The organism is Sphingobacterium sp. B16(2022) (assembly GCF_012030425.1).
Classification (GTDB): Bacteria; Bacteroidota; Bacteroidia; order Sphingobacteriales; family Sphingobacteriaceae; genus Sphingobacterium; species Sphingobacterium anhuiense.
In genome coordinates, this window is the sequence record NZ_JAAUVN010000003.1 from 503662 (window position 1) to 524364 (window position 20703).

The following is a 20703-nucleotide window of genomic DNA, read 5'->3' on the forward strand; positions in this document are numbered from 1 at the left end:
AAAGTAAAAAAGCACGAAATTAAATCCCGTGCTTTTTTTCAATACTACCAGTTAGGGTTCTGTTCTAACTTTTCATTTCTAGCGATTTCAGAAGTTGGCAATGGCCATAAATAATCCTTTTTTTCATCAAACCTTCTCAACGATGCATCTTGAAGTATGATATAATTTTTATCGTTAACCTTCATTGTCGATGCATCCCATTTCTGACCAGAGTCGGTTAAGTACTCACTAAATAGATAACTTCCATAAAGTGTTTTTGGCAATTCGAACTCAGCAGTCTTCCAACGTATCAAATCCCAATAAGCTAAGCCTTCAAAAGACAGTTCCACTTTACGCTCACGCCGTATTTCCGTCAGCATATTTAAGCCGTTGGCATTGACAAAAGCATTCGTCAGCTTAGCCATACTTACAAAATTAGGATTAGTATCCGTCCCTATATTAATCTGTGGCAATCTATCTCTCAGCGCATTGATCGTCTGGTCTAAAACAATGTCGGAGATAGCTCCATTCAATTCATACACCGCTTCAGCATAATTTAACAAAACCTCAGCATAGCGTATAAAAGGTCTATCTATATAAGATGCCTGCAAATTCCAGAAATTCTTATTCGCGTATTTACGTATACCATAACCACTTCTTTGTTGTGTGGGATGTGGAATTGTGTAATCACTGCTCGATATAAACTCATCTCCACGTTTGAATAAGGTAAAGCTCATGCGCGGATCTTTCTTATTAAAGTACTGAGCATGTGTCATCGTTTTATCCGGTGCTTGGTATAACGGTGATTTATCAATAGGCAGTCCATCTGCCATTAAATAGTTATCTACAAAGTTTTGTGTGGGTACGATTGTCCCTCCTTCGTAGTAACGCTGCACAGCAGTTGATACAATGGCATTTTCACGGCTTACCCCATATACTTTTGCAACGATATTTTCTTTATTAGCACGGCCATCACCAGCTTCCTGAAAAAGATTAAAGTAAGCATTATTCAGCACTTCGCCTTTTGTACCAGTACTTTTTTGCGTAAACAAACTATGAACATTTGAGCTGATCACTGCTTCTGCCGCATCTTTAGCCATCGTAAGGTGCTTGGTTGCATCTCCGTAATGATGATATTTCTCACGAGTACCTTCAAATAGTGCAATACGAGATTTCAACGCCAAGGCTCCTGTTTTAGATATTCGTCCATATTCTTTCGCCGCATTTATTTCATCTGCAGTCCGTAAAACAGAAGCTGCATAATCCAGATCATCAAAAATTAATTTGAGTATTTCATCACGACTTGCTCTTGGTAAATATACATCAGGGTCATCAACCCCCATTGTCTTAGTGATTAACGGTACACCACCAAAACGTTTAAACATTTCGAAATAATAAAGTGCTCTAAAGAAACGAGCCTCTCCAACATACCAGCCTACCTGTGTTGCATTCCCTCCTTTGTCCAGTACCTGCTGGGATTTTTCGATAAGTTGATTAGCCTGAAATATTTTGTAATAATCATAATCATCACTTTCCGCTGGTTTTACGCGGGAACCATCACTGATTTTATCCCCATTATTGTTGGGATAAGCATCTGTAGACCAGTTATCCATCGATACGTCCTTTAATGTTAAACCAGGGAGCGTACTATAAAAATAGTTCGCTGCCATACGCAGATCGCTCACTGTATTCCAGAAGTTAACATCACTTACAGTTGTTTCGGGAACTTCATGTATATCACAGGAAACAACAGAACCGAATGATAGAGAAGTTAATAGTAAATATATAAATCTTTTATTCATGATGATAATCAATTAAAAATCAATGTTTAAACCAAATGAGAACGAAGTCGTAAAGGGATAAGGATTAGAGATCGTACGTGTTGGTTCATTCTTATCTGTCGTTTTCATTTCAGGATCAATACTTCCTTTAAAGACACCCATCTTAGAGAATGTCAATAAATCTTCACCTGATGCATATATGCGAACTCTAGAAAAGGGTAATCTAGGTAACTTTTCTTTGGTTAAGGTATAGCCTAGCTGAATATTTTTTAATCGAGCATAAGCACCATTCAAAAACCATTTATCAGAACTCTGAAAATTATGATCCCCACTTAAATATGGTCTTGGAAAAGCAGCATCCCTATTATCAGGGGTCCAATAATCGGTTTGGAAACTCACCGGTAAATAATACGAATACAATAAAGGTTGGATCAATTCATTGCTTGGCTTAAACTTACGTTTTGCAATTCCTTGAATAAAGAAGCTAAAATCAAAATTCTTGTAGCCCATATTAACATTAAAACCAAACTGGTAACGTGGGTTGATATCTCCTAGATATACCAGATCACCGGTATTGCTAAGTTTACCATCACCTATACCAATCTTCTTATCATCATCAATATCTTTGTATCGTACATCGCCAATTCCAGGAACTCCTGTTTTATTGATAAAATCTTTATAACTTGGAGCCAGTGCAACTTCTGTCTCATTTTGAAAATAACCGTCCGTTAGGTATCCCCATATTGAATTCAGCGCATACCCTTCTACTCTTTCATTTACCCCACCGTTTATTATATCATTTGCACCACCATATTTAACTAATTTATTCTGATTGTCTGCTAAATTAAAAGCCACACCATATGTAAAGTCTTGACCTACTTTATCATTATAACTTATTGCGGCTTCCCATCCCCAGGTTTTCAACTTTCCGTCATTGGATTTTGGCACTCTAATACCTAAGGTTTCAGGTAAACTGACCTCCACCAACATGTTATTGTTAAATTTATTATAATAATCAAACGATCCTTTCAATTTTCTGTTCATTAAACTGAAATCCAAACCAAAGTTTTGAGTTTCTACAGTTTCCCAGGATAAACCAACAGCAGGTAATAAATCCTGATACAAATAGGTCTGTCTAACATCTCCTAGCACAACATCTGATTTACTTAACAACTGAGAGATAAAGTCATAATAGCCTATTCCCTGTTTTGAACCTACTTTACCCCAAGAGGCGCGTGGTTTCAATTCATCAAAAACTCCTGAAATACCATCAAACCAAGATTCCTTAGACATATTCCAACCAGCAGAAAACGAAGGAAAAACTTTCACACGGTCACCGACAGATAGGCGGGAACTCTCGTCACTCCGTACAGTAGCTTCAAAAAGATATTTTTCTTTGTAATTGTAATTGAAGCGTCCAAAGTAGGATTGCATCTTTTCCCGCTCACCCAGTTGTAAATTTGATTTATTTAACGCATCTGTCGTAAAATTTAGACTTGGATTATCATTCACGTACAGATTTTTGGTTGTTGCATTTACCGTTTGATAATCATAAGTATACAACTGGTAGCCGCCCATCACATGAAAATTATGATCCGAAGATAGCTTAAAGTCATAGTCTATGATAGCTTGATAATTCTGTCTAATGGTTTTATAATCCGTTATTGAATAATTATTTGGATTATTTAATTGAGTCGCTGAAGTTGGTAAAGGACCAGAAAAATATGTAACCGTTCTTCTAAAATTTCTATTTTGTCTATTAATATCTTCACGGCTATACATCGCTTTCACTTCGAGTCCCTTCACAAAATTATTAACCGTTGCTGTCACATTATTGAAATATGTACTGCTGCGATCCCTGTTAAAGCCACCATCTTTCAATAAAGCATAGCCAAATGCCGATGATGTACCACTGCGATAATAAGTACCATCTTCGTTGTAAAGTGGAAAACGCATTCGTGAAGAATACAACTGTCTTAATAAACCATTTCCACCACCATCAATGCCATAGCCCCCGTCTTGCGGGTTATCTGTTGCTTGATCGATAAAGGAACTTCCCAGATCCAGCTTAAGATACGAATTGACACGCGCAGAAAGGTTAAGACGTGCATTCCACCGTTCAAAATGATCTTCTCCAACTTTGAACATTCCCTGTTGCGTCATATTACCTAAAGAAGCCATGTAGGTAATATTATCGCTACCACCGGAAAACTGCAGGTTATGATTATATAGGTTATAAGATTTACGCACGGTCTGGTCAATTATGCTTTCCCGATTATATGTTCTCCAAAGGTTGTTGGCCCCTAAAACAAAAGTAGGGCCATTAACAGCATAATCCAGATCTTCGGCATTATATTCAGGTGCATCACCCGCATTAATTTTACCAAGGTTAACATAGTTCATTTCATCGATCAACGATAATCTTTTAGGCATATTGGCCGGTTGTTGCCAAGCCATATTACTCATCAAAGAAATACGGTTTCTACCTTTCTGTCCTTTCTTTGTTGTAACTAATAATACTCCTCCTGCAGATTGAGCACCATAAATAGCAGTCGCGCCCCCATCTTTAAGCACACTAATATTCTCAATATCATTCGGATTCAATGCCGTAAAAGTTGCTTCCGAACTGATTACTCCATCAATTACAATTAAGGGGGAAACACTGCCATTTGCAGAAGTAGCTCCGCGCACCTGAATATCTAATCCTTGTGCTCCGGGTCGACCTGATTGTCTAGAGATTACAAGTCCCGGAGCGGCGCCTTGGAGCATATTGACTACTGTAGGTGCAGGTCGATCCTTTAATACTTTTGCATCGATCTGTGAAACTGCACTCGTTAGATTGGTTTTCTTTTGATTACCATACCCAACTACCACGACCTCTTCAAGAATATCTTCATTTGGTTTCAAAGTTACCATTGCGGCACTTGTTGCAGCAATTTCCTGACTGATATAACCGATTGAACTAAATACCAAAATGGGGTTGAGGGAACTTACTGCAAGAGTGTAGCTTCCATTGTTATCTGTTGAAGTGGAGCTTTTGCCTCCTTTTTCTCTCACTGTAACACCGCTGATACCCCTACCAGTTGCATCAACCACTTTACCAGAAATGTTATGTTGCACTATAGATTGAGTGTACACCAATACCTTGGGCGAAAGCATATTTGCACTTGCCAGATTAGGTAGCATGGTCAGCGAAAGTGGAGTTAAAAGTGCAAGATGACAATATAATCTTGACCACTCCTTCTTATTTGAGTAATTGTTTTTAACCATATTCTATGTATTAGGTTTTTATTCGTGTAACATTTGGTTATAGTGAAACAAGTCTAAACAAAAAAAAACCACGTATACTATCGCTCAGACTAAGCAATCGATTGCACGGCATACGAAAACGATGTAGAAAAAAGATGTGTTAAAATATTTTGCAAGAACATGCAAAAATAAACACAGTATAATTTTGCATCATACTTCGATATAGGAAAATAAAAATGGTAAAAGCACTATACACATATGGTATATCATATCTCAGATAATCCCAGTAGAAAGTTATTTAGTAATCACAACATCTAAAAAGAAACATATATTCAGGTGCTGCTAAGATTTTAGAGTTAATCACCTCCGAAGAAACGAGATTTAGTAATAACTTAAATTTTAAAATTCAAGTAACTAAACCGCACTATATATGTTTTATGATTTGGGGCAAGGCTATTCTAAACCAATAGGTAAAGGCATCGGGCTCAGCAGCAATCTGTTGAAGCAGATCTAACCGATCGATCCACTTATAATTCATGACTTCATTGACATTAGGTACAGGTTCCCTATCCGTATATCCCACAAGTACGTGATCATATTCGTGTTCGATGAGATTATTTTCCACAGGGGTATGATAAATAAATGAAAACACTCTTTTCAGTTCACATTGTAATCCCATTTCAAATTGCAAGCGCTCTTTTGCGCTCTCCTCAATATCTTCATCCCATTGTGGATGCGAGCAACAAGCATTTGTCCATAACCCACCACCATGATATTTATGATTCGCCCGTTGATGAATGAGCATCTCTCCGTTACTATTAAATATAAAGATTGAAAATGCGCGATGCAAAGCTCCTATTTTATGTGCATCCATTTTATCCATTTCACTTAATGCCCGGTCTTGTTCATCAACCAATACAACCTTATTTCTAACCATATTTTTTAAATAATATATTTATAATGCTTGTCTATATGCCTTAAGCGCTCTCTCCCTTGCTATTTCATGAGGTATTATCGGTGCTTGGAGACTCATGCAATAATCCGGATTCCAAGTCTTGATATAAGTCAAATCAGCATCAAATTTTAAAGTTTGCGCCGTTGGATTAAAAATGCGAAAATATGGAGCAGCATCACATCCGCACCCCGCTATCCATTGCCAGTTACCATTATTTGAAGCTAGGTCATAATCCACTAATTTTTGAGCGAAATATGCTTCACCCCAACGCCAGTCAATAAGAAGATGTTTACAAAGAAAACTAGCCGTAATCATTCTTACCCTATTATGCATAAATCCCGTTTCATTGAGTTGCCTCATGCCTGCATCAACAATCGGATAACCCGTTTTCCCGGAACACCAAAGCTGAAATTCAGCTTCATTATTTCGCCATACGATCGAATCATATTTTGGTTTAAAACTATGCGTGACTACGCGTGGATAGTGATACAGTATTTGCATAAAAAATTCCCTCCAGATCAATTCAGAAAGCCATGTCTCATTATATTTCAAAGCAAACGTTACACACGATCTGATTGAGATTGTGCCAAATCTCAGGGCAATACCTAAGTGTGTTGTATGATCTAATGCAGGAAAATCACGCTTTTTATCATAATCGCTTATAATCTCCAGTTCTAAATTAGGCTTTTCATATATTATATCCGTTTTCTGAAAGCCCAATACCTCTAGCTCTGTAATTTTCAATGGATTAGTCTTATAAAAATGTTTTGCAGAAACTACTACAGAGGCATAATTCTGAGGAACCAATAGGCTTTTCCATTTTCTCGAATAGGGAGTGTATACACTGTAGGGGTTGCCGTCATCTTTAACAATATCCGACTTTTCAAATATAACCTGGTCTTTGTAAGTATTAAATTGAATGTCTCGCTCTTTCAGGTACGATTCTATCAGCTTATCTCTTTTTATTGCCTGTGGTTCATAATCTCTATTACAGTATACACCTTGTACGTCATAAATTTTAGTAATAATCTCAAAAATCTCAAGTGGTTTACCGTGATAAGTCTGCACCGTTGATCCATAATTATGCAAAGTACTATTTAGTGAATTCAAAGCTTGGTGAATATAATCCACTCGTCGATCTTTGTCAGTTTCCAACTTTTGAAGTATAGTCGTATCAAAAATAAATATAGGGAGCACAGGGTAACCCGATGCAACAGCCTGCTGTAATCCCACATTATCTTCTAAACGTAGGTCACGTCTGAACCAAAATATAACAACCTTATCCTTCATATTTCTTATTTTTTCACCGTACATACGATTAATATATAGCTTGCGATTAATTATTTTTTTTGAAATCGTTAAAAAGAATAATTATTGAGCATAAACTGCCTATAACCATAAATCGCATCTTATACTTAATGTTCAATCTGCGAATATTGAGTATTTGATCCATAATCACTATAGGAGATTCCCATCCAGTTGCGGCGAGTACACCATTTACCTTAAAAAACATTCATTAAGAAAAGATAAACAAAGGCACTTTTCCACTCCCGTTCACTTTGGCTATAAAGTGCAATATAGTCCAGTTCCAGTAGTTATCAATGCCTTAATAGTTTGATATATTTTCTGTTCAAGTGATGAATTTATTTGACCAATTAAGATTAAAAAATTTGTCGAGACAGAAATAGTTAAAAATACATGCAAATAGTATATATAAAAAATAACCATTCTTCAATTGGCAAACTAAATAATTGAAAAGGCATGGTATAAGCTGTACTTAAACTTACCAAACACTCATTTTAGTTAACTGTATATTCCATTAAATGAAAAGAGCCGAAACTATAATACTTGTTCTTAAAAATGCTCGGAAATATTTATTAAAATGGCTTTGACGATCAAAAAGCAACCCCAAGCAACGATCTTAACACTCTTATTTACCTAAGCAATTTTCTGCTAACGGATCTAATTCTTTGACAAAGGATAGTTTTCAGCAACAGAAGTAAGTAAATCTGCAACGTCAATATTTTGATCATATATCGGTTGATGAAATTTCTCCAATTTTTGTAATAAACGTAATAATTCCATTTTTTCAGGACGGGTCAGATCTCCTGTGACAATTAGACTGGCTTTACGAATTTTATCCATCTGATTCTCAAGAACGCGCAGTCCCTCATCTGTAATTGAAATGACTTTACTCCTTTTATCATCCTCTGAGTCGACCTGACCTACCCATTTTTGGTGAATCAACCGATTAATGATCTGCATACCAAAAGGTTTATCATGGATATTACGTTTTATAAGTTCCATTTTTATCATTGGCCCAAAAACCTTCAGGTTAATTAAATAAATAAAATCTTCCTGCGTAGAAAAATCTGACTCATGTATAGCCGCTTTAGAGTAAGTTTTTGCAAATCTGTTCATCTGCACGATTAGTGTATTAATAACACTCTCAGGATTTCGCCCGTTTTCCTTTCCCTCCCAATCCGGCTCTGCAGGAACTATGCCTTTGTAATGATCAACTATAAATTGCTGAAAGCCTGCACTGTCTTCACTATACTTTCCACTTTCTTGCTTATTTTTTTCAAACTTTTCAAGTAGTTCAATAGTATCTCTTAATAAATTGTAATTCATGATTTATACATTGAATAAATAAATAGAATAAAAATATTCTATTTATTTTCATAAATGTACATTTTTAAAATTTAATATTGAAATATAGTTGATTATTACTCTAAATATTTTTTTGATATTGTTTAAATTCTCACATAATATGTTTTAAAACTTTACCCTATCAAAGTTGTTTTAAGGAATAATTTTTCAAAAATTAATTCCCCTTTTAAAACCAATAGTACAGGATCACAAAATCGGTCCTCAATAAAAAAGCTGTCAATCTATCTTGAAAATAGATTTACAGCTTTTTATTTTATTTAGAAACATCTTTTTTAAAATGATATTCGAAAGTCTCAAGATCACCGAAAAAGTACAAGTTTTATTTTCAAAAAAGACTTAAGATTACAAAAACATTTAGCAACATTAAATATTACCTAAGGTATCAATACATGGTCAATAACATGAATTACACCATTTGATTGGACAACATCCGCAATCGCCACCTTAGCATCTTTTCCTTTAGAATCACGTACATAAAGATCCTTACCCTTCGTCCAAAAAGTAATCTTCCCACCTTCTACTGTAGTCATATCAGCTTTACCGCCCATTTCCTTAACAGATTTTAAGATCGCTACGGAATCAAATTTTCCAGCCAATACATGATAGGTCAAAACCTTCGTTAACATACCTTTATTTTCTGGCTTTAATAATTTTTCAACCGTGCCCTTCGGCAATAAATTAAACGCTTCATTTGTTGGAGCTAATACAGTAAAAGGTCCTTTAGAAGACAATGTCTCGACTAAACCTGCGGCTTTCACTGCCGCGACCAAAATGGTATGATCCTTTGAGTTAACCGCATTCTCAATAATATTTTTAGTTGGATACATTGCAGCTCCACCTACCATTACAGTTTTATTTGCATGTTGCGCTGCAACATTTCCGCAAAAGAGTACACCCATCAATAATAGACCGAGTGTCATAAAAGTGAATTTCGTTTTCATTTCTTATTTTTTAGTGGTTATCATTTTATTTACCCTATTTATATCACTTACGAAATAATGCTTCAATTGGATTGCGTTTTGAAATTAAAAATATCTCACCGCCATTTTATGCTACATCATTAAAAAAAAACTTGGTCCTGAGCTGATTTAATTAAAATATTTCAAAACATAAGTCACCTCAACTTTATGTCGAGAGCACTCATTTAAGAAATGAATAATAGGTTTGTGTGCAATAAATCCAGTACAATCAATTAAAATTCAAATAAATATAGAATTTCTTAATCCTATTATATATCTTTGAACTCAAAGACTAATTAATTGAGCCCGATACACCACTTAGAAGAAGATACATTAATTTCCTTATTACAGAAAAAGGATCAGCGCGCCTTTAATTATCTTTATGATCATTATGCGGGAGCACTGTATGGTCTAGTTCTTCGTATCGTTACACTCAAGGAATATGCTGACGAAGTACTTCAAAATGTTTTTATCAAAATATGGAAACATATTGATTCATTCGATGCTTCTCGAGGCAAACTGTACACTTGGATCATTAATATAGCCCGTAATGCTGCATTTGATTACATCAAATCAAAAGGCGTCCAAAATGAACAAAAAAACCAATCTCTTCCAGATATCGTAGATGCTAAAGAAAAACATAACTTTAGTGTTTCTACACAGGTAGATCATATTGGTTTTAAAAACGTATTGAATGAACTTCGTGCAGAATGGAAAGAGCTTATTGAAATGGCCTACTATGAAGGATACACACAACAGGAAATTGCAGAAAAACTAAATATTCCTTTAGGTACAGTAAAAACTCGTACACGAGGAGCACTTTTAGAATTAAAAAAAATACTTAAAGAATACCAATACTAGTGGATATTAAAGAATACATATCGTCAGGAATTATCGAAGCTTATGTGCTAAATCTCGCCAGCGAAGAAGAGGTGAGTGTTTTGATGTGCATAAGTAAGCATAACACTGAAGTACAGCAAGCGATTCTAGAGGCACAAGAAACTTTAGAAGATTTTGCTACTGTCCAAGCTATGTCTCCTCCTGTCGAACTTAAATCAGTGATCTGGGGCAAAATATCCGATCAAGCTAATCATCCTATTGTATCTGCTGAAAAGACAGAAGAGTTGATTCCACGGTCCGCTCTACCGTCCCCTGTGCGCAAATTTAGTACGTCAAACTGGAGTATTGCCGCGTCTATCTTATTAGCTTTAAGTATAGGTGCTAATATCTATTTTCACAATAAAACTACTGTTAATCAAAATCTGCTGGAACAATCAGTTTCAAAACAAGAATCTACTCAAAAAGCATTGCTGAGTTTAGAAGAAAAATGGGCTATTTTGCAAGATCCTGTGATTAAAACGATCACTTTAGCCGGAGTAGAGCAACATCCAAAACTCAAAGCACATGTTTTCTGGAACACCAATACAACAGATGTTTATCTGAGTCTAGAAAATTTACCTCCTGCTCCAGAAGGTATGCAGTATCAACTTTGGGCGATCGTTGATGGTAAGCCAGTAGATGCTGGTGTATTTCCTTTGGATCATACTGACCAGATCACCAGTATGAATCAGATACCTAAAGCACAAGCTTTTGCTATAACCTTAGAGACAAAGGGAGGAAATCCCACACCAAATTTATCACAACTTTATGTGATGGGAAATACATAAACTTTCGTTATATTTTAATTCAGAAGTTACCGGCCACACTAATTGCAGTCGCATTAGTTATCCCATCGACCTCTTAATAGAGGAAATTAGGTCATGAGCATCCAGTGGTTTCTTCAATTTTGCATCAAAAAGATTTACCTGCTTTTGTTCATCAACTTCCAGATACATACTGTCTGCCGTAAAAACAAATACCCTAACTAGTTCCCATTCTTTTTTTGCTCGTATCTTATTTAAAATTCCCCAACCGTCAAGATCAGCCATCCTTAAATCTGTGATTACGACATCAACTTCATTTTCATCCATATATGCAAGTGCAACATGACCTTGCTCAAAGATATGTACATTTGGAAAATCCTTAAAATAGTGATTCAAGTAAAGAACATTAATCCTATTATCATCAATGATCACAATCTTCATTTCTTGAGGAAGATCTTCCAATGTATACTGTATAGCGGTGGTTTCTAATATTTTCGTTTTTTCGACAGGAAGTACCAAAGTAAATGTAGATCCTTTTCCTAATGTGCTGACCAAATCAATATTGCCCTCCATTTGTTGGGCAAATAATTTCGATATATATAACCCCAGCCCAAAACTACTTGTTTGCTTCTTCGCTCCGGCCATATAGTACTGACGAAATACCAGCGCCTGTTCTTCTTCTAGAATACCAATACCACTATCCTGAACAGCCACAAACAGCGTTGTTTTTCCATTTTTCAGTTTCAGATAAGCAGTGATACTGACTTCTCCTTGAGAAGTATATTTAATGGCATTACTGATCAGATTAGAAACGATCTGCTTCATTCTAAACTCACTGCTATAAATTAATAATGTAGGGTCTATTTCTATTTTTTTAACAATAGTAATATTTTTATTTTGGGCTTGATGATTGTGTAAATTAAGGATATTTAGTAATAATTGGTGCGGTGCAAAATAATCATATTGCACATCCATTGCCCCTGCTTCCAGTTTACTCAGATTTAATATGTCATTTACAGTACTATTGATTACATCTATTTCGTGCGAAGCAGAGTTAAGATATTCAGGATGGATCACATTACCACCGTTATTCTTTCTTAATATATTAATTATTCCCTGCAATGCATTGATTGGCGATCGTACCTCATGACTTACACTAGCTAAAATAGTCGTTTTCTCAGCCGCTACCTGTGATGCATAATCCTTCTCCTCCTGCAATTTACGTTCATAAGAAACGGCATTTGACTGATAGAAGAAAATGAGGATAATTGACAGTCCAATTATGATAAAAGATCCAATAAGCTGATTTCTAAAATTATGTGTACTTTCTTTGTATAATGCCAAGTCTTTTTTTTCTGCTTTTCGTAGTAGCGCTAACTCGTGACTTTTAATAACATCAATTCCCTTCCTCAGATTATCCAGTAAGCTTCTATTTGCCAGCACCAGTTGTTTTTCTTTATCTTGAAGAGCAACAAACTTTTCTTGGAGGTTCTTTAAATTTTGACGGTAAACTTTTTTATTTTGCTGTATTAGGTAGGCTATATTACGGGAAATTACATCTTTTTGCAACGTATTAAAATCCTGTGTAATCGTCCTAGCGACAAGCGTATCATTTTTAGCTTTAAAAATACGGTTAAAGAGATTTTCTTTTTTTCGGATTGTCGTATCTTTCTTTAATGTATTAAAGGAGGTGTCACTCATTATCCTCTTTACAATCGAATCGACCTGCTCAAACTTAGGATCCCTTAATAATGTTTTATTGGACGAAGATAAAACAGACAAGGAGTCCTTTGTAAAGAATATGAGTTGATCTACTGTCTGCTTTAATGTCGCAAATTCTTGTGAAAGCACCTTCTTTTGCTCCATATCTTCTGCACTCACCTGCATTAAATTTTCCTTCAAAGGCAATTTCGACAATGAGTCTACAGAATACCTAATCGTATCCAATTTATTTTTGTAAGCTGAAAAAGTAGGCTTATCAAAATTCACGGTATACAACCTGAAAAGGTTTTCGGCTTCACTATATACGGAGAATAATCGATCAAGTCCAGAAGATTGTTTATATGAAGATGCATATGCAGCATCAAGACGTTCTTTTACCTTTTGCTGTTCATAATACTGGTAAATAAAAATAACACCTAAGTATATAAAAGAAGCAATAAGTGCTCCGATCAATAAAGCTCGAAGGAGAAATGTTTTTTTCTTTTTTAGTGTTGACAAGAGTTCAGTATATTTTCTTCAGATGTATGGCAAGCGCAGGCATCGATACTCCATGCAGCATATTTTGCTGACATCAAATTATGTGAGCATTAAAATAGTAACAATAATAACTATTATAACTGTACACCTATGAAGATCGTTGGATAAAAAATAGATTGTTTATAAATTTGTAGCTACCCCGCTACATCAATCTATATTTCGAATGATAATTTTCTAATTAAAGAATATAATACTCCTAAACAAGGAAATTATTTATTAAGGAAATATCCTGTTAAGCATTTCTAGCGATAGGATAGATCGGTACTTCAGAAACTATTTTATCCATAATTTCCATGTCCAAAACTTCATTATCCAGTATTTCGAATTCTGAATTCTGCGACTTAAATTCAGGAACTATTTTTTTCATATGTCTCACGAGATTCATAAAATCGGGTAGAATAGCATGCGGACCTACTATATGTTGACACAAATAATTAATTCGTTCTACTTTTTGAAGCAAATCGTCGTGATTTACCTTCGCTATCATTATTTTGGGATGGTGAGTCTTTATTGTATTCTCATTATTCGCAAGAAGCTCTTCATAGATCTTCTCTCCAGGGCGTAACCCAACGATTTTGATATCAATATCTTCTGGATAACGATAACCTTTCAAATTAATCATACGTTTTGCCAGATCGATGATACGAATTGACTTACCCATATCAAACACAAAAATCTCTCCCCCTTTTCCCATCACTCCAGCTTCTTGGACCAATTGACAAGCTTCTGGAATTGTCATAAAAAATCGGGTGATATCAGGATGAGTCAATGTCAATGGACCACCTTGCTCCATCTGTTTCTCAAAAAGTGGGATCACCGATCCATTAGAACCTAGCACATTACCAAATCGGGTAATGATAAATTGGGTATCGGATTTTCCACTGCAACTGCTCACATATATTTCAGCCATGCGCTTTGTTGCTCCCATAATATTAGTCGGGTTAACCGCTTTATCCGTGGATACCATGACCATTTTTTTAACCCCATATTTCATCGAGAGGTCTACAACATTTTTACTTCCTAGCACATTTGTCTGTATTGATTCGTATGGATTAGCCTCCATTAAGGGCACATGTTTGTAGGCCGCCGCATGAAATACCAAATCCGGATGATACTCTGCAAATATCTTTTGCATGAAAAAATAATTACGCACATCTCCAACAACACAATGTAAATGTTCAGGATAGCTGCATTTTATTGATTGTTGTATATCATACAAAGGAGATTCAGCTTGATCTAATAAAATCAATTTTTTATAAGAACGTCGGGCAATTTGCCGAGCAAGCTCTGAGCCAATTGATCCCGCTGCACCTGTCACCAAAATTACTTTACCTTCCATCTCGGCTTCTATCTCCTGATGATCCAGTTTGATAGGCTTACGTCCCAATAAATCATCAATTTCTAAAGGTCTGATCTCACGATTCACTCTTGAATTAGGTAGAATACGCGCAGGAGACATGATTTTAAGTTCAAGACCAAGCTGATGAAACCAATCCGAAACATATTGCAAACGTTCCGGATCATTATTTTCTACAGCAATAATCACATCCGTTATACGGTTTCTTTTAATAAAATCTGATGTAATTTCAGTTATATCCAGAATTTTTAAACCCGCAAGCCGTTTACCGACTCGATTTAACTGATCCTCTACAAATGCAATTACATGATATTTCACTTGAGGGTCTTCTTTTAAAAGAGAATAAGTTGAGAGTCCGGGACGAGAAGCACCAAAAATCAAGACGTTTTCCAACTTTCTGGCAGATAATGAGAGATATTCAAATACCGTACGATATACCACACGAGAACCGATCATGAATACCAGTAACATACAGAACTGCATGGTCAATAGTCCATAAGGTAATCTCAGGTAATCTGACACCGTACTTCCCCGCTCTACAACCGACCTGACGATAATCATGAATAGCATCAGCACAATATAAGCTGTTGCTGTCGTTTTAAATATTTTAATTGCATCTTGAATACCCGTCTGACGTACAATCCCTTTAAAAGTACTATTGCTAACAAAAAAAGTAAAATATATGAAAAGAATAATGATTAGCTTTTTCAACATCATCGAAACATCAGCAAACCCTTTAAAGTCATAGAGTACATAAATAGACAGTATATAACTGACAAATACAATAAACATATCGATTATCAAAATAATCCAACGCGGATGGTCTCGATATAAATGTCTTTTTAAATCTCCAAAAAAACTTATCATAATCTTATTGCTAACAGTTCACTCTTATTAATAGGATATGGTTAGTAAAGGGTATTTAGATGACCCTTAAATGGCTCCTATTCAATATTATAATTCACAACACCAATTTACTTAAAAATTGACAATCCTCGTATATACATTTTCACATATTTATTAATTATTAATAAAACCGGTTCACTTTTAATATGCTTTCTAGCGAAGTGGCAGGGTTAATAACAAAAATCTTACAAAAAGGTTTTTGATTTAAAAACTTTACTAAATAAAATTCTAAAAAATTTCTTTATCAAGGCTTTAACTGTTTAAACAGTTATATTATCATCCTTTCAAACACATTTCCTCACAAGTAATGTTGGCACACTAATTGAGAACATTTATTTACAATAAATTGGGGAAAATAACGTTGTGAAAACAGGCTTTAAGCTCATATTTCAATTTTGCTTAATATGCGAATATTTGTCAGATCGCAACGTACTTTAATCTATACTATCGAAAAACAATTATTACTAAAATCACAGATGTCTTTTTTTAGCAATCTATTCACAAAAAATAAAAATGCCGCTTCGGTCCGATCCATATCTCAATTGGATTTTCTTGAAGTTGACATACATAATCATTTACTACCGGGCATTGATGACGGTAGCACATCAGTACAGCAATCATTAGGCTATATTAAGGAATTAAGCAACCTTGGTTTCAAAAAATTTATTTGTACTCCACATATCATGGAGGGTGTACATCCTAATACTAAATTTAGCATTGGACAAGCCCACAATGCACTAAGCGAAGGATTAAAAAATTCAGGAAGCGATGTGGAGATTTTTGCTGCCGCAGAACACATGATCGACGACGGCCTTCATGCACTGGTTGAGAGCAATGATTTGTGCTTAATGCCTGGCGGATATGTTTTGATTGAAATGTCATACCTTTCCGAATCGAAGGCTTTATTTCAAACCATATTGAATATTCAAAAATTAGGGTACAAACCTATATTGGCACATCCCGAACGCTATAATTATTATCACAGCAATTTCAACATTTACAAACAGATAAAAGATGCTGGATGTTTTTTACAATTAAACCTTTTATCTCTGAGCAGATATTATGGTGTTGATGTAAAAGCCATTGCCATGACACTTGTTAAATCGGGTATGTACGATTTTGTCGGAACAGACCTGCACCATGATAAGCACCTCCGCTCATTAAAAGATATTGTTGAAAAATATCCTGTCCGGGAAATGCTAAAAACCTGTACAATTTTAAACCCGACCCTACTTGATCATTTCAATGCAGGCAAAGGGCAACATATTATCGCCGGATAAATAATCGGAATAGCAGGTAAAAAAGGAGCTTTATACTAACGTGTATAAAGCTCCTTTTCATTAACAGCGTATATGTGATCACAGATATTCCTTCCGTAGCAGATAATCCACAACCTGACTAGCCCCAAATGCACTAAGATGATGTTTATCAAACATGTAAGACATCCCCATTTCCTGAGAATTGTGCTCTATTTCTCCATGTTTATAAATATCAATATAATGTTGCTCCGGGATAATTCGTTTCAGAAATTCATTAACTTGTTGCCCTTCGTCTAGAATAAATTGCTGCTCATCTAGAACAGGGTTAAACATTTTCTTTAATGCAACCTGTCGGTAAGGAACCCGATAAAGTTCGGTTTGTCCGATGAAATAATACTGTAGCCCATAACTATCAAAGAGCGCAGTCATCTGACTTAAACCTTGCTTTATTTCTTTAGGTGTATAGTTCATTTCCTCATATGTATTCATTAACCAATGAACAGAAATAAACACCTTATTGATTTTATTCTCATTTTTAGGCAGGAACTCGGTATAAAAATAGTCCCATAACTGAACTGACTTATCATAACCTTTTGGATCTGGAAAAGGAAAAGTTAGGCTTAAACTCATCTCAAGCAGATGCTGATCTTCTTTCAAGGCATTTCTAAAAGCCGTAGAAAGCTGCGCCGCATGGCTGTCCCCGATCAATAAGATATTTTCTTTTCCCACATCGATTTTCAAACATTCTTCTTTATCATAGGTGTTATAATTCGGGCTTCTTGTGATATAGCAATTACATGGGTTCAAATGCTGATGCTCATCCTGTTGAAAATAATGGACATATTGATTATCAACGAGGCGAATTTTATCCCATAATGTATGCTTAGGAAATACAAAGAGCATTGTTGCAAGTAAAGCAACTACACATCCAGAAATTGTTAAAATCTTAGCGCCAAATATATTTTTCTTTCGCTCAAACAGATAAAAAGATAGGATAGCAAAAATAAAAGAAAGAAAAAAAGGAATAAGAATACTATAACGCCATTGCATCAAAAACTCAAATTTTCGATAGAGCACATAAAATGGCCAATGCCACAGGTACAAAGAGTAAGAAATTTTTCCTAAAAATTGAATTCCGCTATTTTGAAACCATACCAATTGATGATCTATAGTCAATAAAACAGCAGTTGCCAAAACAGGAATTACAACTAATATTGGAGACCATGTATGATTTGCGCGAATAAATAGAGCGGAAACAAGCATTAGTACTAAGCTCATAATGGTTAGTGCTGTTAAGAATGGTTTCAACCTAACTTTTAATTCTTGACTGTACAAAAAAGCCAAACCCCCAATTAAAAATTCCCAAATCCGCGTCGGCATCAAATAAAAAGCCCAACTGCTACGACTTCCCATACCAAGCCAAAGAGAAAGGGAAAGTACCGTTAAAACAATTAAAATGAAGCGAAATTGTTTTAAATGTTGTAAGTACCACCGATCCTTAAGTGTCCATAAAGCAAGTGGATAGATAACATAAAATTGCCATTCAACAGCTAAGGACCAGCTATGTAAAAACAGATTATCCTGGACATCGGGTGAAAAATAATCGCCAGATAAACTTCCATAATAAATATTAGACATAAATGCGAGACTCAATGCAATATACTTCGCATTAAGCTTCAGATCGACATCAAAATACAAAAGAGGCAATAATAGCAACATTACCACTGAAACACCTAACAGTGCTGGCACAATCCGCCTCATTCTTCTTTCAATAAATGAAAAATAAGAAAACCGATCTCCTTTAATCTCTTTTAAAATAATTTTGGTCATCAAAAATCCTGATATAACGAAAAATATATCAACCCCTATATATCCTCCCTCAAAAAATGGAAAATTATAATGATAGAGTAAAACAAAACAAACAGCAATTGCCCGCAAAAGGCCAATATCATAACGAAACGTCATTTAGGCTAACATCCAATTTGATGGATGCACTAAATTTATAAAAATAAGCTGATTAAAAAAAAGAGCGCTTTCTATAGAAAGCGCTCTTCAAAAAGGTAGATTAAAAAATATTTTATTTACTTACACTTTTAATACAACGGATTTGTAAAGCAAAGTTTGCATCCGCGACAGCAGTATTAATTGACCATCCCTGCGAATTCTTAGTACCAGTCATTTGAAGACGTTGTTTATTTGCTAATAAATATAAACCTTGCGATCCAAATGAATCTCCTGTATTATTGTCATTATACGAACCTCCGTATGGCAAATAGAATTCTTTATAACGGTCATCTCCAGGATTCACTTGAGAACCGAAAAACATTCCTAAGTTTGTTCCGGCAGTTCCATCATAAGTATCCACCCAGCGAGCAGGATCCCATTTATTAATATTTTGAGGATTATCAACACCACCTGCATCAGTGTCTGTTTTTAATTTATCAAACTCAGCTTTAGTTGGAAGTCTCCAGGTATTCAATGGTAACACTAAAGAACAAGGATCTGTAGCGCCACCATTAATAGCTGTTGAAGGTTTTTGATTGTTAACACTACCATCTAATACTTTAGGAATCTGAAATCCTGGGAACCAGTAATTACCATAGGAATCATTCGTCTCTGCAAAACCGTATACACCATTACTATACGTTAAGTTACCTAAAGCCCAAACTTTACCTCCGATATTAACACTAATAGGAGCTTTTACTTTAAGATCCAAAATGTATTTAATACCCGGATTCAAGGTCAAATTTTTAAATGATAATGGTTTCGCAACACTATTATTTATTGAAAGCCCCGTTAACTCTACGATACCGGCTGTAGTTGCTGCAGTTGTAATGAATGTAGAGTCCGACTCTATTACTGTGCCAGTAGTATTTTTCAAATGAAAGGCAACTGGAGCACTTGAGCTTCCTGCATAAGTAACAGCACTCGTAGACAATACAACATCAGCATTCGTATTCGAAGGTGAAATAATAGCCCCAGCAATTGAAGTTACTGCACCAATTTTAGAGGAATCAAATTTCAATGTTACCTGTGTAAATAAATGATCTAGATCTGCATTAAGAATATTTTGACCCGCTTTTACTTCAAACTCAACTTGATCTAACATAAAATCTTTGTCAGCTGTAAGACCTGTAAAATTTACAGTACTCAAAGTTGCGTTTGCGGCAATTGTAGGTAAAGACTTATTCGTACCAGAAGCATAAACCACAAAGGTATACTTACCCTTATCAATTGCGAAGTCCTGCGCACCAGCCCCTTGAGTAAAAGATTTTGTTTCCTTATATTTGCCTGTAGCATCAAAAATAGCGACAAAGTAAACCGTTCCTTGCTTCAAAACTTGTTCAGAATTACCCGTACTAGTAACTGCCGCACGATTAGAAGCTTTCAAAACATCATTGCTTGAACCTAATGCTACAGGTGTTAATGTTGCGACTAACGTATACTCATTATTATAGGCAACTTCAACAGTTTGTGCCGAGGCAGTAAAAGTTCGCCCTACAGAACCTACTTTCGCCGGAGCTGCTTTAGCATAAGTTTGACCAATATTTAAACGGATTGTTGAACCTTCGTTTACAACTTCATTTGTTTCTTTACTACAAGAAGAAATAAATAGAGCAAAAGCTAATGTAGTAACTAAGCCCAATTTAATTTTAAAATTTTTCATTAATTAGATTTTAAATATG

The 20703-nt window shown here is 35.3% G+C and carries 13 protein-coding genes; 3 read left to right on the plus strand and 10 right to left on the minus strand.

What is annotated here, in order from left to right:
- Positions 1–44: 44 nt before the first annotated feature.
- The 6 genes from HCX49_RS16655 to HCX49_RS16680 form a co-directional block, all read right to left on the minus strand.
- Positions 45–1781, minus strand: coding sequence for a RagB/SusD family nutrient uptake outer membrane protein (locus tag HCX49_RS16655; RefSeq protein WP_168127665.1), 1737 nt, complete (start codon positions 1779–1781; stop codon positions 45–47).
- Positions 1782–1793: 12 nt separating this feature from the next.
- Complete coding sequence (locus tag HCX49_RS16660) at positions 1794–5030, minus strand: SusC/RagA family TonB-linked outer membrane protein (RefSeq protein WP_206368557.1); 3237 nt, start codon at positions 5028–5030, stop codon at positions 1794–1796.
- Positions 5031–5433: 403 nt separating this feature from the next.
- The gene (gene idi / locus HCX49_RS16665) at positions 5434–5946 is read right to left on the minus strand and encodes an isopentenyl-diphosphate Delta-isomerase (RefSeq protein ID WP_168127666.1); all 513 of its coding nucleotides are present in this window, start codon (positions 5944–5946) and stop codon (positions 5434–5436) included.
- An 18-nt stretch (positions 5947–5964) separates the two neighbouring features.
- Positions 5965–7254, minus strand: coding sequence for a cryptochrome/photolyase family protein (locus HCX49_RS16670; RefSeq protein WP_168127667.1), 1290 nt, complete (start codon positions 7252–7254; stop codon positions 5965–5967).
- A gap of 672 nt (positions 7255–7926) precedes the next feature.
- Positions 7927–8595 (minus strand): MarR family winged helix-turn-helix transcriptional regulator, encoded by a 669-nt coding sequence (locus HCX49_RS16675; protein WP_168127668.1) that lies wholly within the window; start codon positions 8593–8595, stop codon positions 7927–7929.
- Between the two features lie 413 nt (positions 8596–9008).
- Positions 9009–9533: a fasciclin domain-containing protein gene (locus HCX49_RS16680; RefSeq protein WP_237682846.1), complete on the minus strand. Its 525-nt coding sequence runs from the start codon at positions 9531–9533 to the stop codon at positions 9009–9011.
- A 360-nt stretch (positions 9534–9893) separates the two neighbouring features.
- On the opposite strand from HCX49_RS16680, the gene HCX49_RS16685 reads away from it, so the two are divergent.
- Together HCX49_RS16685 and HCX49_RS16690 are read left to right on the plus strand one after the other, a co-directional pair.
- Positions 9894–10454 carry an RNA polymerase sigma factor gene (locus HCX49_RS16685; protein ID WP_132769506.1) on the plus strand — a complete coding sequence of 187 codons (561 nt, stop codon included), beginning with the start codon at positions 9894–9896 and terminating at the stop codon, positions 10452–10454.
- Positions 10454–11260 carry an anti-sigma factor domain-containing protein gene (locus HCX49_RS16690; RefSeq protein WP_168127670.1) on the plus strand — a complete coding sequence of 269 codons (807 nt, stop codon included), beginning with the start codon at positions 10454–10456 and terminating at the stop codon, positions 11258–11260. The genes HCX49_RS16685 and HCX49_RS16690 overlap by 1 nt, the downstream gene beginning before the upstream one ends.
- Before the next feature lie 57 nt (positions 11261–11317).
- Here the strand turns inward: HCX49_RS16690 and HCX49_RS16695 are convergent, their stop codons facing one another.
- Complete coding sequence (locus tag HCX49_RS16695) at positions 11318–13456, minus strand: hybrid sensor histidine kinase/response regulator (protein ID WP_168127671.1); 2139 nt, start codon at positions 13454–13456, stop codon at positions 11318–11320.
- Positions 13457–13727: 271 nt separating this feature from the next.
- Complete coding sequence (locus HCX49_RS16700) at positions 13728–15644, minus strand: nucleoside-diphosphate sugar epimerase/dehydratase (protein WP_237682830.1); 1917 nt, start codon at positions 15642–15644, stop codon at positions 13728–13730.
- Positions 15645–16162: 518 nt separating this feature from the next.
- On the opposite strand from HCX49_RS16700, the gene HCX49_RS16705 reads away from it, so the two are divergent.
- Positions 16163–17038 carry a tyrosine-protein phosphatase gene (locus HCX49_RS16705; RefSeq protein ID WP_237682831.1) on the plus strand — a complete coding sequence of 292 codons (876 nt, stop codon included), beginning with the start codon at positions 16163–16165 and terminating at the stop codon, positions 17036–17038.
- Between the two features lie 78 nt (positions 17039–17116).
- Here the strand turns inward: HCX49_RS16705 and HCX49_RS16710 are convergent, their stop codons facing one another.
- Positions 17117–18982 carry an acyltransferase family protein gene (locus tag HCX49_RS16710; RefSeq protein ID WP_168127673.1) on the minus strand — a complete coding sequence of 622 codons (1866 nt, stop codon included), beginning with the start codon at positions 18980–18982 and terminating at the stop codon, positions 17117–17119.
- A 112-nt stretch (positions 18983–19094) separates the two neighbouring features.
- The gene (locus tag HCX49_RS16715; RefSeq protein ID WP_168127674.1) at positions 19095–20684 is read right to left on the minus strand and encodes a FimB/Mfa2 family fimbrial subunit; all 1590 of its coding nucleotides are present in this window, start codon (positions 20682–20684) and stop codon (positions 19095–19097) included.
- Positions 20685–20703 lie beyond the last annotated feature (19 nt).

What these genes read in the sequence shown, in the direction of transcription:
- HCX49_RS16655 (WP_168127665.1), bottom strand. Translation starts at nt 1,781, where the DNA reads ATGAATAAAAGATTTATATATTTACTATTAACTTCTCTATCATTCGGT.
- HCX49_RS16660 (WP_206368557.1), bottom strand. Translation starts at nt 5,030, where the DNA reads ATGGTTAAAAACAATTACTCAAATAAGAAGGAGTGGTCAAGATTATAT.
- idi (WP_168127666.1), bottom strand. Translation starts at nt 5,946, where the DNA reads ATGGTTAGAAATAAGGTTGTATTGGTTGATGAACAAGACCGGGCATTA.
- HCX49_RS16670 (WP_168127667.1), bottom strand. Translation starts at nt 7,254, where the DNA reads ATGAAGGATAAGGTTGTTATATTTTGGTTCAGACGTGACCTACGTTTA.
- HCX49_RS16675 (WP_168127668.1), bottom strand. Translation starts at nt 8,595, where the DNA reads ATGAATTACAATTTATTAAGAGATACTATTGAACTACTTGAAAAGTTT.
- HCX49_RS16680 (WP_237682846.1), bottom strand. Translation starts at nt 9,533, where the DNA reads ATGGGTGTACTCTTTTGCGGAAATGTTGCAGCGCAACATGCAAATAAA.
- HCX49_RS16700 (WP_237682830.1), bottom strand. Translation starts at nt 15,644, where the DNA reads ATGTTTATTGTATTTGTCAGTTATATACTGTCTATTTATGTACTCTAT.
- HCX49_RS16705 (WP_237682831.1), top strand. Translation starts at nt 16,163, where the DNA reads ATGCGAATATTTGTCAGATCGCAACGTACTTTAATCTATACTATCGAA.
- HCX49_RS16710 (WP_168127673.1), bottom strand. Translation starts at nt 18,982, where the DNA reads ATGACGTTTCGTTATGATATTGGCCTTTTGCGGGCAATTGCTGTTTGT.
- HCX49_RS16715 (WP_168127674.1), bottom strand. Translation starts at nt 20,684, where the DNA reads ATGAAAAATTTTAAAATTAAATTGGGCTTAGTTACTACATTAGCTTTT.